This is a genomic window from Sphaerothrix gracilis Ecp01, assembly GCF_030405905.1.
In the GTDB taxonomy this organism is placed as follows: Bacteria; Cyanobacteriota; Cyanobacteriia; order Phormidesmidales; family Phormidesmidaceae; genus Sphaerothrix; species Sphaerothrix gracilis.
This window is the reverse complement of sequence record NZ_JASATW010000015.1, coordinates 1-15,003: the sequence shown is the minus strand read 5'-3', so window position 1 is coordinate 15,003 and position 15,003 is coordinate 1. Positions and strand designations below refer to the sequence as shown.

Annotated in this window: 13 protein-coding genes and 1 pseudogene; 9 read left to right on the top strand and 5 right to left on the bottom strand. The window is 53.4% G+C overall.

Annotated features, from left to right (window positions below):
* Positions 1-15 precede the first annotated feature (15 nt).
* Positions 16-834 carry an acyl-CoA desaturase gene (locus QJQ48_RS17010; protein WP_346292441.1) on the bottom strand — a complete coding sequence of 273 codons (819 nt, stop codon included), beginning with the start codon at positions 832-834 and terminating at the stop codon, positions 16-18.
* Between the two features lie 86 nt (positions 835-920).
* Between QJQ48_RS17010 and QJQ48_RS17005 the strand changes: the two genes are divergently transcribed.
* Positions 921-2,150, top strand: a complete 1,230-nt coding sequence (locus QJQ48_RS17005; protein WP_346292440.1) for a methionine gamma-lyase family protein — start codon at positions 921-923, stop codon at positions 2,148-2,150.
* A 65-nt stretch (positions 2,151-2,215) separates the two neighbouring features.
* Here QJQ48_RS17005 and QJQ48_RS17000 read toward each other — a convergent pair whose 3' ends face one another.
* The 3 genes from QJQ48_RS17000 to QJQ48_RS16990 form a co-directional block, all read right to left on the bottom strand.
* Positions 2,216-3,352, bottom strand: coding sequence for a beta-ketoacyl-ACP synthase (locus QJQ48_RS17000; protein WP_346292439.1), 1,137 nt, complete (start codon positions 3,350-3,352; stop codon positions 2,216-2,218).
* 12 nt (positions 3,353-3,364) lie between these two features.
* A complete protein-coding gene (locus QJQ48_RS16995; RefSeq protein ID WP_428843060.1) occupies positions 3,365-4,078 on the bottom strand; it encodes a peptidylprolyl isomerase in 714 nt (237 codons plus the stop codon).
* Positions 4,079-4,310: 232 nt separating this feature from the next.
* Positions 4,311-4,877 (bottom strand): photosystem I assembly protein Ycf4, encoded by a 567-nt coding sequence (locus QJQ48_RS16990; protein WP_346292437.1) that lies wholly within the window; start codon positions 4,875-4,877, stop codon positions 4,311-4,313.
* A gap of 608 nt (positions 4,878-5,485) precedes the next feature.
* On the opposite strand from QJQ48_RS16990, the gene psbD reads away from it, so the two are divergent.
* From psbD to QJQ48_RS16975, 3 genes are all read left to right on the top strand, one after another.
* Entirely contained in the window at positions 5,486-6,544 is a 1,059-nt protein-coding gene (gene psbD / locus QJQ48_RS16985; protein WP_346292436.1) for a photosystem II D2 protein (photosystem q(a) protein), read from the top strand.
* Positions 6,528-7,910 (top strand): photosystem II reaction center protein CP43, encoded by a 1,383-nt coding sequence (psbC, locus tag QJQ48_RS16980; protein WP_346292435.1) that lies wholly within the window; start codon positions 6,528-6,530, stop codon positions 7,908-7,910. The genes psbD and psbC overlap by 17 nt, the downstream gene beginning before the upstream one ends.
* A gap of 149 nt (positions 7,911-8,059) precedes the next feature.
* Positions 8,060-8,554: a pentapeptide repeat-containing protein gene (locus QJQ48_RS16975; RefSeq protein ID WP_346292434.1), complete on the top strand. Its 495-nt coding sequence runs from the start codon at positions 8,060-8,062 to the stop codon at positions 8,552-8,554.
* 15 nt (positions 8,555-8,569) lie between these two features.
* Here QJQ48_RS16975 and ribE read toward each other — a convergent pair whose 3' ends face one another.
* Positions 8,570-9,247 carry a riboflavin synthase gene (ribE, locus tag QJQ48_RS16970; RefSeq protein WP_346292433.1) on the bottom strand — a complete coding sequence of 226 codons (678 nt, stop codon included), beginning with the start codon at positions 9,245-9,247 and terminating at the stop codon, positions 8,570-8,572.
* A gap of 340 nt (positions 9,248-9,587) precedes the next feature.
* On the opposite strand from ribE, the gene QJQ48_RS16965 reads away from it, so the two are divergent.
* The 5 genes and pseudogenes from QJQ48_RS16965 to QJQ48_RS16945 all read left to right on the top strand — a co-directional run.
* Positions 9,588-10,091: a bifunctional nuclease family protein gene (locus tag QJQ48_RS16965; RefSeq protein ID WP_346292432.1), complete on the top strand. Its 504-nt coding sequence runs from the start codon at positions 9,588-9,590 to the stop codon at positions 10,089-10,091.
* On the top strand, positions 10,091-11,215 hold the full coding sequence (locus tag QJQ48_RS16960) for an aldo/keto reductase (RefSeq protein WP_346292431.1): 1,125 nt from the start codon (positions 10,091-10,093) through the stop codon (positions 11,213-11,215). The genes QJQ48_RS16965 and QJQ48_RS16960 overlap by 1 nt, the downstream gene beginning before the upstream one ends.
* A 166-nt stretch (positions 11,216-11,381) precedes the next feature.
* Positions 11,382-12,560 carry a ferrochelatase gene (locus tag QJQ48_RS16955; RefSeq protein ID WP_346292430.1) on the top strand — a complete coding sequence of 393 codons (1,179 nt, stop codon included), beginning with the start codon at positions 11,382-11,384 and terminating at the stop codon, positions 12,558-12,560.
* 236 nt (positions 12,561-12,796) lie between these two features.
* Positions 12,797-14,683: an alpha-amylase family glycosyl hydrolase gene (locus QJQ48_RS16950; RefSeq protein ID WP_346292429.1), complete on the top strand. Its 1,887-nt coding sequence runs from the start codon at positions 12,797-12,799 to the stop codon at positions 14,681-14,683.
* Between the two features lie 58 nt (positions 14,684-14,741).
* A pseudogene (locus tag QJQ48_RS16945) lies at positions 14,742-15,003 on the top strand (FAD-binding oxidoreductase); the annotation flags it as partial.

Sequence of the window (15,003 nt, the reverse complement as noted above, 5' to 3'; positions counted from 1 at the left end):
CTAAAAAACGGGCACCTAAGCGCGATCGCTTGCCAACTTTACTTTCTTCGCTAAACCTAGCGTCTGTAGAACCCGAATTGTCATCCAGGTCATATCAACTTCCCACCATTTCAAGCCGTGACGGGCTGAATATTGAAAAGCATGGTGGTTATTGTGCCAGCCTTCACCATAGGTAAGCACTGCTACCCACCAGCAGTTGGTGGAAAAATCTTCGGTTTCATAGTTGCGGTAGCCAAACTTGTGAGTCGCACTGTTGACCAGCCAGGTGCAGTGATAAACCGCTACCAGGCGTACACAGATACCCCAAACGACAAAAGGCCAGCCGCCCAAAGCGTACAGCAGAACCCCTAAAGCCACCTGTAAGGGGAAGAAATATTTTTCAAAAAACAAATAAACCGGATCGTTCGCAATGTCTCGCGTAAACCGAGGCGTATCTTTCTCTGCTGGCACTTCGTAAAAGATCCAGCCCATATGGCTCCACCAAAATCCTTTGCCTGAGTTGTGGTGATCAGGCTCTTGATCGGAATAGGTGTGATGGTGACGGTGCAGCCCTATCCACTCAATTGGGCCATGTTGGCAGGCTAGGCTGCCGCAAAAGACGAAAAAGTATTCTAACCACTTGGGCACCTGAAAACTGCGGTGGGCAATCAGCCGATGCCAACCCAGAGTGATGCCGAGGCAACCTGTAAACCAGTGTAAGAATAGGGCAACGCCAACGGCTGTCCAGCTAAAGTTGCTGGGCAGTAGAGCAAAGAGGGCGCCGATGTGAACAGCCACCATGAAGACAATGGTGGGCCAGTTTAAGGAGAGTTGAACAGGTTTAGCGACAGTCATGAAAAATCTCAGGTTACGAACAATTTGCTTCCTTCGCACGCGACAATAGAGCCGATATCACTCTAAATCGCAAAAAACTAGGATTAATGAAAAGCTTGGCAAAGCTGCCTCTGTCAGAACCAGCACTATCTCAGATTTTTTATGGAATTGACGCTCAGGTCAAGAAAAATCTATCGCGAGTACTGACAGCGTTCCGAGAGAACCGGGTCGGCCCCCATCATTTCGCCAGCGTTTCCGGCTATGGACACGATGATCTGGGACGGCAGGTACTTGATCAGGTTTTCGCATCGATTGTAGACGCAGAGGCCGCGATTGTGCGAGTGCAGTTTGTCTCAGGCACCCATGCGATCGCCTGCGCCCTCTTTGGCGTTCTGCGGCCCGGAGACGAGCTTTTAGCGGTTGCAGGCAGGCCCTATGACACGCTGGAAGAAGTGTTGGGTCTGCGGGGAAACGGCCAGGGATCATTAAAAGAATTCGGGGTTGCTTATAGAGAAATTTCTCTAACCAATACCGGAAAAATAGACTGGAATGCCCTGACTACGGCGATCAGGCCCGAAACGCGCCTAGTGCTAATTCAGCGCTCCTGTGGCTATAGTTGGCGATCGAGCCTGTCAATTGCGGATATCCACCGCGTTGTGCAGCTCGTGAAGCAGCAAAATCCCGAAACGATTTGCTTTGTGGACAACTGCTACGGCGAGTTTATCGAAGATCGTGAACCTACGGCAGTGGGAGCAGATTTAATTGCCGGCTCGCTGATTAAAAATCCTGGCGGCACCATTGCGCCGACAGGTGGCTATGTGGCTGGGCGAGCAGACTTAGTTGAGGCGGCTGCCTGCCGTTTAACCGCCCCCGGCATCGGCAGCAGCGGTGGGGCCACCCTAGAGCAAACCCGCTTGCTATTTCAGGGACTGTTTCTAGCGCCGCAAATGGTCGGGGAAGCCCTCAAAGGTAACTATCTGATTGCCCATGTGTTTGATCAGCTTGGCTATCCGGTCAGTCCGGGACCAGAAGCATCTCAGCGAGATGTGATTCAGGCCATAGAACTCGGCTCGGCTACAAAACTGGTTGCCTTTTGTCAGGCAATTCAGCAGCATTCTCCAGTTGGAGCCTACATCAGCCCGGTACCGGCTGAGATGCCAGGTTATGAGAGCGAACTGGTGATGGCGGGCGGCACGTTTATTGACGGCAGCACTTCTGAACTCTCTGCTGATGGGCCGCTGCGATCGCCCTACATTGTCTACTGCCAGGGGGGAACCCATTGGACTCATGTGGCGATCGCGCTAGAAGCAGCAGTAGCCGCGATTGAGGCCGTGTGAGATTGGGCAGTGAGGAAGCTTGAGCAAAGGGAACTGGGAATGGGGGGAGAGTTAGAAAATAGCAGCTATTTGCCGACAGCGATCGCTACGTTTTGCCCGCCAAAGCCAAAGCTGAGGCAGAGGAGATTTTGCACAGACTGGGGACTGGCTTGGGTGACTAGATTGAGGTTAAAGTCAGCCACCCGCAGGCCCGTGCAGGGGGGCAGAATTTGATCTCTGAGGGCTAACAGGCTAAAAATTAGACCGACGGCTCCTGAAGCCCCGAGGGTATGCCCGGTCGCTCCCTTGGTAGAGCTGACGGCAACGTTTGCCGAAAACAGGCTTTGAATTAAGTTTGCTTCGTTGGCATCGTTAATCCGAGTACTGGTGCCGTGGGCGTGGATGTAGTCAATTTCTGTGGGCTGAAGCTGCGATCGCTTAAGGCAGGCTTGAATCGCTGCCAAACTAGCGCCGGGTTTGGGGTTCGGCGCGGTTAGGTGGTAGGCATCGGCGGTAGCCCCAAATCCCAGCAGCTGACCGTAGATTTTTGCTCGCCGCTGCTGAGCGCTCTGCCGAGATTCCAGGACAACGAGGGCAGCCCCTTCTCCTAGAACCAGTCCTTCTCGCTGACGGTCAAAGGGATAGCAGCCGGTTTTAGCCAGCGCCCCCATTTTGTCAAATCCGGCCAGGGTCAAAGGAGTGATCGGCGTTTCGACCGCACCAGCAATGACGCGATCGCAGCAACCGCTTGTAATCAAACTGGCTCCCTGAATGATGCTCCACAGGCCGGTAGCACAAGCTGACATGGGCGAGAGCACAGACGCTTGAGTTTGAATCTGCCGGGCGACGGTGACGGCTGGCTGCTGAGGTAGTGAGGACAGCCAGCGATCGCCAGCGATCCTGACAGCAGAGGACTGTAACCTCTGCTGGGCGAACTGTTCCCATAGGCTCTGATGGCTACGACTAGAACCGACAACCACGCCGCAGTCAGGCAGCGGCAGATGAAGCTGGGCATCGGCGATCGCAGCGGTAACCGTCTCTGAGAGGATAGGTTCTAAACCGGCAGGGCCAGAGCCAATCAGCGCCATTGGCCGAGGCGGCAGATCTAGAAAAGGCTGCTGCAGCGCGATCGCTCCCTCCCCTGCTAGCAGCCTTTTCCAATTTTTCTCAGCGTCTGCCCCCAAGGCCGTTGTCAGCCCAATACCAGTGACGACAACCTCCACAGCAAAAACAGGCTAGTCAGCCGTTTTCAGATTTTCTAGACCTGCGGTAACTTCAGCTGACTCAATCACATCCCCTTGCTGAATATTGTCTACCACGTCCATCCCTTCGGTCACTTCGCCAAAAACGGCATAGCTTCCGTCGAGAAAGGGCAGGTCTGCCAGCGCGATATAGAACTGAGCTGAGGCAGAGTCGGGAAACTGCGATCGCGCCATTGCTACCGCGCCGCGACTGTGCCGGAGTTCGGGCACTTCAGAAATTCCGGCTTCAGCTAGGGTCTGACTGTAGACAGCCTCATCGGCCCCGGACGGCTTGATTTCTAGCGGAATATATCGGGCTTCACCCGTATCAGGATCAACAAAGCTGCCTGTTCCCAACTGCTGAGTCGGGATATTGGGATCTTTGCTTAGCGGATCGCCACCCTGCACGACAAAAGGTTCAGGTTCCCGGACAACCCGGTGAAAAACCGTATCGTCGTAGACGCCTCGCTGCACGAGGTCAACAAAGTTGCCCGCCGTAATCGGAGCCTCTTCTCCGTTCACCTCAATCACAATGGGCGAGCCGTTAACGACTAATTCAACCGTGGCCGTCCCTTCTAAAACGGGCAGCCCAGCGCTGGTTCCGGGTTCTACCACAACGTCCGCCGGAGCTGATTCAGCCGCCGAGGAGGCCGCTTCCGGCTCAGCAGAATCTGTGCCCGTACACCCTGCCAAAAACAGAACGGTCACAAGCAGCAAAGAAATCCACCCAAATTTCGCTGTTTTTATCATTGCTCAATTTGCCTTACAACAGCTTGGAAGCACAATTGTCCCACGATTTCGGTTAACCAAGTTACCTTCTTCGAGGTCTAGCACTCTGTCAAGCCTTTTCTGACTGATAGCTGAAAAGCTTCTCCTGAAGCGCCTCAGCCTGAAGTCCACCCGCCACCCTGAGCTGACAGACGCAGCTAGCTACGGGCAGCTAAAGCCCTTCCAAAGGAACTTGTAGAAATCGGGCCAGCTCAGCGCCCTGATTTTCCAGGGTTGACAGTGCCAAGGGCTGTCCAACTCGCGTTAGCGGAATTTCGCCGCGTCCCTTAACCCTCAAATATAAAGCCCGCTTGGGATTAAGCCCCTCTTTAATAGCCACTTTGACAGCCTGAATATCGTCCAACGCTTCACTGACCTTGATCTCGCGGTTCTGGCCCGGAAAGCCCCAGCGAAAGACCGTAAATTGGCCGCTCTGCTTATCAAACTCGTTATAGCCACCGCCGACGTCCCAGGAAATAATCAGCCATAGATAAGTGGCCAATAGCAAGGCCGCAACCCCGTAAAAGCCCATGACAATACCCTGGGGCACAAAAATCAGTTCCGTCGGATTGGCAAAAGGCAGCAGATTGACTTTGAGATAGCTAGAAATACTGGCCAAGAAAAAACCCAGCCCACCAACCGTCACAATCGTAGCCCACCAGTAGTTGCTCAGTCGCCGGGCACCTAAGACCTCCCGGCGTAGACGCATATTTTCAGCAGCAGCCGTTGACATAGACATAATGAGATCTAAATTTTAAAGATTTCTTAAGTAAATTCGACAAGCCAATGCCTGTTGTGGCTAGGGATCAGGGGTTTTCTTTACAAAACGCAACGATTTGGAGATTTGCCGAGCGATCGCGGTTCGACCGAGTGGGATCACGAAGTCAGGCTAGAAAAGCGATCGTAGCTACATCGCGGCTTGCTAAAGATTTAGGCTTAAACCCTGAATAGTCCCTGCCTAGCCAAGATCGCAGAAACTCATATTAGCAGTTACGAAAAATGCTTAATATGGGATAAAGCCCTTGGATACGGATTCTGAGGTGGGTGAAATTCTCTGATGGCAGGAGGTGAAGACCTACGCGCTTTTCTGAGAATTCACATGTCAGATTGTAAAATTTTGAATCTCTACTTATGATAAGTAGAAATCTTGAATCCTTAAGGTAGTTTCCCATAGCTGCCTAACGCTGATTCATAAGCCTGATCAGAGTAGGGATTTATACCTGCTGTTTTCATTCAGCATTGTTAGCTGACTTATGAATCTGTCCTCGTCTCCAAATAGTTTTCGCTCGCCGAAAATTAAAGAGGCAAGGCCAACAGGACTTGATGCCATATTAATGAGGATTTGATATGACCATAGCAATGGGACGCGCACAAGCCGGGCGGGGATGGTTCGACGTCCTCGACGACTGGCTGAAGCGCGATAGATTTGTATTCATCGGCTGGTCAGGCCTGCTTTTGTTTCCCTGCGCCTACATGGCGATAGGGGGCTGGCTGACTGGTACGACCTTCGTCACCTCCTGGTACACCCACGGACTGGCTTCTTCCTATCTGGAAGGCTGCAACTTTTTGACCGTTGCGGTTTCGACACCGGCAGACAGCATGGGTCACTCTTTGCTGCTGTTGTGGGGACCTGAAGCCCAAGGCGACTTTGTGCGCTGGTGCCAGATTGGCGGTTTGTGGACATTCACGGCGCTGCACGGTGCTTTTGGTTTGATTGGCTTCATGCTGCGCCAGTTTGAGATTGCGCGGCTGGTGGGGATTCGTCCTTACAACGCCATCGCCTTCAGCGCGCCGATAGCGGTGTTTGTATCAGTGTTTTTGATGTACCCGTTGGGTCAGTCGAGCTGGTTTTTCGCACCGAGCTTCGGGGTAGCGGCTATCTTCCGCTTCCTGTTGTTCTTCCAAGGCTTCCACAACTGGACGTTGAACCCGTTCCACATGATGGGTGTGGCGGGCGTCTTGGGAGGCGCTTTGCTGTGTGCGATCCACGGTGCGACGGTAGAGAACACTTTGTTCCAGGACAGCGAGAATGCCAACACCTTCCGGGCCTTCGAGCCGACGCAGGCAGAAGAGACCTATTCGATGGTGACGGCGAACCGATTCTGGTCACAGATATTCGGTATTGCGTTTTCGAACAAGCGCTGGCTGCACTTTTTCATGTTGTTTGTGCCTGTCACAGGCTTGTGGATGAGCGCAGTGGGCGTGGTTGGCTTAGGATTGAACCTGCGAGCGTATGACTTTGTATCGCAGGAGATTCGAGCGGCGGAGGATCCGGAGTTTGAGACGTTCTACACCAAGAACATCTTGCTGAACGAAGGACTGCGCGCTTGGATGGCGCCGACTGACCAACCGCACGAGAAGTTTGTATTCCCCGAAGAGGTACTGCCACGTGGTAACGCTCTCTAGTAACTCTTACATTGCTGGCCGCGACCAGGAATCAACTGGATTCGCCTGGTGGGCTGGTAATGCACGTTTAATCAATCTGTCTGGTAAACTGCTGGGCGCTCACGTCGCTCATGCTGGCCTCATCGTTTTTTGGGCTGGCGCAATGACCTTATTCGAGGTCGCTCACTTTGTTCCTGAGAAGCCTTTGTATGAGCAAGGGTTCATCCTACTGCCTCACTTAGCCACCCTAGGCTGGGGCGTAGGTGCTGGTGGAGAAGTGATTGATACGTTTCCCTACTTCGTTGTAGGTGTGCTGCACCTAATTTCTTCTGCTGTTTTAGGCTTGGGCGGTATTTATCATGCCGTTCGTGGACCTGAGACGCTAGAAGAGTATTCTTCCTTCTTTGGCTATGACTGGAAGGATAAGAACAAGATGACCACCATCATCGGTATCCACCTAATTCTGTTGGGCTGCGGTGCTTTCTTGCTGGTGATCAAAGCTTGTTTCTTAGGCGGTGTCTATGACAGTTGGGCCCCGGGTGGCGGTGATGTTCGCGTTATTACCAACCCGACGCTCAATCCGGCCACGATCTTTGGCTATCTGCTGACCTCTCCCTTTGGTGGAGAGGGCTGGATCATCGGTGTTGACAACATGGAAGACATCATCGGTGGTCACATTTGGGTTGGCCTGATTTGTATCGCTGGCGGTATTTGGCACATTCTGACTAAGCCTTTTGGCTGGGCCCGTCGCGCCTTTATCTGGTCGGGTGAGGCTTATCTCTCCTACAGCCTAGGTGCCCTCTCTCTCATGGGCTTCATTGCTTCCTGCTACGTTTGGTTCAACAACACTGCTTATCCCAGTGAGTTTTACGGCCCAACCAACGCAGAAGCCTCTCAGGCTCAGGCAATGACCTTCTTGGTGCGCGACCTACGCCTGGGTGCCAACATTGGTGCGGCTCAAGGCCCAACGGGTCTGGGTAAGTACCTGATGCGTTCTCCTACAGGTGAGATCATCTTTGGTGGTGAAACCATGCGTTTTTGGGACTTCCAAGGTCCCTGGCTGGAGCCTCTTCGCGGCCCCAACGGCCTAGACCTAGAAAAGCTGCAGAATGATATTCAGCCCTGGCAGATTCGCCGCGCGGCTGAGTACATGACTCACGCTCCTAACGCCTCCATCAACTCTGTGGGCGGTATTATCACTGAGATTAACTCTGTTAACTTTGTGAACCCCCGTCAGTGGTTGTCTACGTCTCACTTCGTCTTGGGCTTCTTCTTCCTGATTGGTCACCTCTGGCATGCCGGCCGCGCCCGCGCTGCTGAGGCTGGCTTTGAGAAGGGACTCGATCGCATCACTGAGCCGGTACTCTCGATGCCTGATCTCGACTAGAGCATTAGGTTCTCACTGAGAGTTTCAGATGAGTTTAGAAAAGGCTTCCGCTGCTGAGCGGGAGCCTTTTTGTTGAAGTATGTCAGCTTCCTAGTAGGATCAAGGTAGCTTTCTTGGAGTTGGAGAATTAAGGCATTAGAACCATGTGGATGTCACGGCTACTCTCAAAAACCACGCGGTTGCTTTTGGTCGGGCTGGCGATCGCGATCGCTTGGACAAGCTGGCTACCCGCAGTCAGGGCTGAGAGCTTTGATCGACAAAATCTACGAATGCAGGACTTTTCCGGTCAGGATCTGCGGGGCAATGACTATACCAGAGCCGATCTGGCTGATGCCAACCTGAGCGGGGCGAATCTGCAAGGGGTGCGCTTATTTGACACCACAATGAGCCGGGCCAACTTAGAGGGGACCGATTTGCGCTACTCAACCTTAGACGGGGCGCGGTTGACCCGGGCCAACTTAACCAACGCCATTCTGGAAGGGGCTTATACCTTTAATACGGACTTTCGCGCCGCCACGATTGAGGGCGCAGACTTCACCGACGTCCTTTTAGATCCTAAGACTAACGATATGCTGTGCGAGGTGGCTGCCGGCACGAATCCCGTCACCGGACGCAGCACCCGCGAAACCCTTTTTTGCCCCTAGCTGGCTGACGGGGGGCTAAAGGTAGCCGTGTTCAGCTAGAAAATCGGGGGTGATCGGGGCGGCTGAGGGGGTTAAAGCGCGATCGCTTTTTGCCTGCAAAAAGGCAAATTTCTCCACGTATTTGCCCAAAATATCCCCTTCCAGGTTCACCCAGTCGCCGGGTTGGAGATACTGCAGGTTCGTTTCCCCATAGGTCACCGGGATCACCGCCACCGTAAACCAGTTGCCGTCTGAGTCGCAGTCAGCCACCGTCAGGCTGACGCCGTTCACGGCAATGCTGCCTTTAGGGACGATGTAGCGAGCAACTCTGGCCTCAGTGAGGCTGAAGCTCATTTCCCAGGCATTGGCGACCTCTGCGGACTTTTCTAGCTGACCGCTGCCGTCTACGTGGCCGGTGACAAAGTGGCCGCCAATTTTACTGCCGACCCGTAGCGAAGCTTCTAGATTGACCTGAGCCCCTTCCTGCCGCTTACCTAGAACGGAGCGGTTCAGGGTTTCAGGTGAGGCTGAGGCCGTAAAGCCCTGGGGCAAAATCTCCTCAACCGTGAGGCAGACGCCATCAACCGCTATGCTGTCGCCGTATTCCAGGGTCTGCACCAGGCGATCGCCGCTAGCACCAGAACAGGTGACTTTCAACTGCTCTGGTTGGGAATAAGACAGGGTTCCTATAGTTTGAATCAGGCCAGTAAACACAGATTTTTAGCTGAAAGCAGTAAATTCTTCTCGTCAACTCTGCCCATCTCAGCAGAGTTCGGGGCATACTGGAAATTGTTTAGGCAGGTTTGAGGTTAAGGGTTGCCGACTCTGTCAGCTAGCTCTAACCGCTAAGTTCTGCTTAAATTGTTCACTTTTCATCATATCGGCATAACTGGCTGAGCCAGACTTGATACCTTAGAGAAGTATAGTAATTTCAGTTTATTAGAGTATTTTTACTAGCCACGGATAGTTGTTAAATCCTGGCTTAATATATGGATCTAGTCCACTGAGTAACCAAAAGTTCACTTTCCCTGCTCCGAGTCTAGAGGCTAATCCCATGATTGAGATGAAAGTTGCCGGAATTGCCCTTGATGCAGTTTCTCGCAGTCCGATTGTGTTACTCAGAGATGCTTCAGAAAGGCGTGCCCTGCCCATCTACATCGCCCCCGACCAGGCCAAGTCGATCATTAGCGCCTTGGAAAATCAGCTTCCGGCTCGGCCTTTGACCCATGATTTATTTGTCAATCTGATCGACGAGTGGGAAATGGAGTTGGAGAAGGTTGTCATTCATGCGCTGCGGGACAACACATTCTACGCGGTTTTGAAGGTAATCAAAGGGGAAGAGAAGAAGGACATCGATGCCCGTCCCAGCGATGCGATCGCGATTGCCCTGCGCACCGACTCGCCGATTTGGGTGATGGAAGAAGTGGTTGCCGATGCCTCAATTCCGGTTGACCGCGACGCCGATGAAGCCGAGAAGCAAGCCTTCCACGACTTTATCTCAAATCTCAATCCCTCTGATTTTTCGCAGCGAGGACGCTCGATTAGCAGCGATTCCTGATGCGCTATCGCCGCTTTGGCAAAACTGAGCTACCGCTTTCGGTTTTTTCTTTAGGAACAATGCGCTGCCTGAAGTCGGAGGCAGCCTTTAGGCAAACTGTGACTGCTGCCGTCAGGCGAGGCATTAACCACTTAGAAACAGCCCAGGGCTATGGGGCTAGTGAGCGCTACCTGGGTCGGCTGCTGCGCTCTGGAGAGCTAGGAGGGCGATCGCAGCTTTATCTCACCACGAAGATTCCCCCCACCCCCGATGCCGAGCAGCTAGCGCGGCAAATTGACCAGTCCCTAGAGCATCTGCAAACGGACTATTTAGACTGCCTGGCCCTACACGGCATCAATACGCCAGAGCATCTGCAATGGACCCAGTCAGGCTGTCTGGAGGTTATACAGGCGGCCCTGGCAGACGGTCGGGTGCGGCACATCGGCTTTTCCACTCACGGTTCGCTAGAACTCATTCTGGCCACGCTGCAGACCGGCTATTTTGAGTTTGTCAATCTGCACTACTACTACTTTTTTCAGCGCCACGCCGCCGCGATCGCTCTGGCCCAGCAGCAGGACTTAGGTATTTTCATTATTTCTCCTGCCGACAAGGGCGGACTGCTCTATACGCCGCCGTCTCGGTTAGAAAACCTCTGCGCCCCCTATTCCCCTTTAGAGCTGACCTATCGCTGGCTGCTGAGCGATCGCCGCATCACTAGCCTCAGTCTGGGACCGGCCAGCCCCGATGAACTCGACTGGCCGCTGACAGTAGCCGATAGGAATGAGCCACTGACCTCGGCAGAAATAGCCGCTTTGCAACAGCTGGAACAGCATCAGGCGGATGCCTTGGGCCGCGATCGCTGCGCCCAGTGCTACGAGTGCTTGCCCTGCCCCGAAAGCATCCACATTCCCGAAGTGCTGCGGCTGCGGAACCTAGCCGTTGCCTATGACATGACCCCTTACGGCCAATATCGCTACGGCATGTTTGAAAATGCGGGTCACTGGTTTGCGGGACAAAAGGCCAGTCGCTGCACAGACTGCGGTGACTGCCTGCCCCGATGTCCAGAAAGCTTGGATATTCCAAATTTGCTGAGAGATGCCCATACCAGGCTCAAGGGACCAGAGCGGCGACGTTTGTGGGGATAAATTACGAATTGTCGCGTTATCTGACAGCGCCCCAGCACATTTCGCCGATATTTGTTCTAATGCCTTTAGCCAATGATTTTTTGCTGCAAGTTAATTAAACCTGAACAAAGCCCACATCCCCCTAGGGGGGATGTTAGGCTATGAGCACAGTATTGAGACTATTCGCATGGTTGCCACACCAGAAAAGCTGGAATATCAGGATGTTAAAACTGCCCAAGGTGGCGATCGCGTTGCGGTGCTGCTAATGGGCTACGGCGAAGTTGAGAGCTACGAAGACTTTGCTAACTACAACGAGCAGGCGTTGAACCTGCTGACGGCCAAGTTTGCGCCGGTGCCGACCTGGATCTATCCGCCTTTGGCTAAGCTGCTGGCGGTTTTTGACCTGCACGAGTGGAGCCACCAGCACGGCAATTTTATTTCCCCTCACAACGCCATCTTTGAAAAGCAGCGGGCGGGGATTGAGGAATCACTTCAAGAGCAGTGGGGCGATCGGGTTAAGGTCTTTAAGGCCTTTAACTTTTGCGCTCCTCACCTACCCGATCAGGTTTTAGCGCAGGTGAAGGCTGAAGGCTTTGACAAGCTGCTGATCTATCCGCTGCTAGTGGTTGACTCCATTTTCACCAGCGGCATTGCCGTCGAGCAGGTGAATGATGCCTTAGTCAAGCTAGCCGACAGCAACGAGCACTGGCTGAAAGGCACCCGCTATATTCCCTCTTTCTACGACGAGCCTGCCTACATCGACCTGCTGGCCGATATCGTAGCCGACAAGATTCAAAAAGATCTGGCCGTCGCTCATCTGCCGTCCCAAACGGGGATTGTGCTGATGAATCATGGCTGTCCGCATAAAGCTAAGGGCTTTACCTCAGGTATCCGCGAAAGTGAGCTGCTGTATGAGGCCGTGCGCGAGAAGCTGATTTATCGCTATCCGCTGATTTCGGTGGGCTGGCTAAACCACGATACGCCGCTGATTGAGTGGACGCAGCCTAACACGACCCTAGCCGCTAAGAACCTGATGGATTTGGGCGCGACTGCCATCGTCTTTATGCCGATTGGCTTTGCCACGGAAAACCACGAGACGCTGCTAGACGTAGAGCACATCATCGTCAGCCTGCGGAAGCAACGGCCCGATGTCACTTACGTGCAGATGCCCTGCGTCAATGAAGATCCTCGCTTCTTGAAAATGGCGGCTGATTGGGCCAGTCCTCAAATTTCAGCCCTACTCAACGAGCAGGCGGTAGCTGTCAGTCCCGCTTTGGCAAAGGCTCAGGCTCAGGAGTTTCACAGCCACAGCCATAGCCACGATCACCACCACAATCACGATCATCACGGCCATCATCATCACTAATCCTGCCTGAGTCAAACTGCAGGATTACCATTAGTTCTAGGTTCAACTGCGAGCCTAGAACTTTTTGTTGTCAGAAATCCGGCTGACAGCGGGCGCGGTATACGGTAGCAAATCTCTGCCCAGCGTCGTATCTTTTGATTTAAAGAAACTTCTTAAAATGGATAGACCGATAAATTTTTGCTACAACAGCTAAATCTAATTTCTAGTCTACTCACTTAGGCTTCAGTGAAAATCTTATGGTTCAAACGCCTGCTTACACGTCTCCTAAATCTCAGGTTGAGCTAGAAAAGGTCGAAAGACAAGAAGAAGATATTGACCTGGAGTTTCTCTACACGCGCGATATTGAGTTTCGCCAGGAAACTATTTACTTCATTGTGGTCGATCGCTTTCACGATGGCGATCCGGACAACAGCGAAGGACCCAATCCAGAGCTGTATGACGCTACTCGAACGGAGTGGGGCAAATACTGGGGCGGCGACCTGCAGGGGGTGATTGATAAGCTCGACTATTTGAAGAATATGGGGGTCACTGCCGTTTGGCTAACGCCCTTATTTGAGCAGGTAGAAGGACTATTTATTGAAAGTGCCGCCATACACGGCTACTGGACGAAGGATTTTAAGCGGCTGAACCCTCGCTTCATTGGTAAGGACGAAAATCCTTCTCTCAACGATACTCAGGAAATCCGCAATACTGTCTTTGATCGCCTGATTGAAGCGCTACATCGGCGCGGCATGAAGCTGGTGCTGGATGTGGTCTGCAATCACAGCAGCCCTGATATTGAGGGCGTAAAAGGAGAGCTGTACGACGATGGCGTTAAAATCGTCGATTTTGACCATGACAAAGAGCACTGGTATCACCACTACGGCGAAGTGGTGGACTGGGAAGATGAGTGGCAGGTACACAACTGCGAAATGGCGGGCTTAGCCACCTTTAACGAAAACAACGCCGACTATCGCAACTACATCAAGTCGGCAATTAAGCAGTGGCTCGATCGCGGTGTGGATGCGCTGCGGGTAGACACAGTCAAGCACATGCCTATCTGGTTCTGGCAGGAGTTTAACGCTGACATCTTGACCCATCGCCCCGACGTGTTTGTATTTGGCGAGTGGATTTACAATCACCCCGAAGATGAGCGCTCGGTCGAGTTTGCTAACAACTCCGGTATGACAGTGCTGGATTTTGGCCTATGCGTAGCGGTGCGGGCCGCTTTGGGACAGGGGGCTGAAGAGGGATTTCAACTGGTTCAAGGTATCTTCGATCTCGATCACAACTACTGCGGCGCGACGGAGCTAATTACCTTTATTGATAATCACGACATGCCCCGGTTTCAGTCGCTCAACCCGGATCCGGCAATGCTACAGGTGGCGATCGCCCTGATTATGACTTCACGCGGTATCCCCTGTGTCTACTACGGCACCGAGCAGTATCTCCACAACGACACTGACTACGGCAACGATCCCTACAACCGGCCGATGATGGAAAGCTGGGACACCACCACCGATCTGTATCAGTACATCCGGCGGCTGTCAGGTCTGCGCCGACTCAACCCCGCCGTTGCCCTGGGCGGTCAGTGGCCCAAATATGTGATGCCCGATGTCTACTGCTATACGCGCCAGTACCGCGATTCGCGCTGCTTCGTGGCGATGAACCGGGGAGAGGCGACGACGGTTGATTTAGTCGAAGCGGACTTCCCCGATGGCGAACATACCTGCATTTTGACCCAGCGCAAGTTTGAAGTAGAAGCAGGTAATATCAGCGGGCTGGAGCTGGCAGCGCGAGAGGTGATCGTCCTCAGTCATGTGGGAGAACGGGTCAAAGGGCAAACTATCGTGCGGGCCCAGCTCAACGGGGTAGACACCCAGCCGGGAGAGGTAATCGCCGTGATTGGCGACTGCCCGGAACTGGGGAACTGGGATATTGGTAAGGCTCACTGGCTGGAATACATCAATTCAAACACCTGGTTTGGCGAGATTCCCTTCAACGAAAGCGCTGGTAAGCTGATTACCTACAAATACGTCATGCTGCGGGAAGGGACTTCGCCTATCCGCGAGAATTTAGTCGCGCGGCGCTGGGTCTTGGTGGAGTCCGGCACGGTGAAGTGGCGCGATACCTGGGCCTGGTAGCGTCTGGGAAGTTTTGACTCAGGCTCGTTAGAGTAGAGAAAGTATCTCTGCATTTTCCATGACCCTGACTGAGCAAGTTTTAAGCCAGCTTCCCGGCGATGTTTTAGGCGGGCTGAGAAAAGCCGACCAGATGTGGCAGTCCCTTAGAACGGGCAATGTGCCGGTGCCTGATGTCGTGGCGGAAAGTTCTGAGCCGCTAGAAGCAGTGCCCTGGGACGTGGTGATTTGCGGCGGCACTCTCGGCATTCTGCTGGGGGCTGCTTTGGCCCAGCGAGGCTGGCGGGTGGCGCTGCTAGAAAAAGGGCCGCTGCGGGGACGCG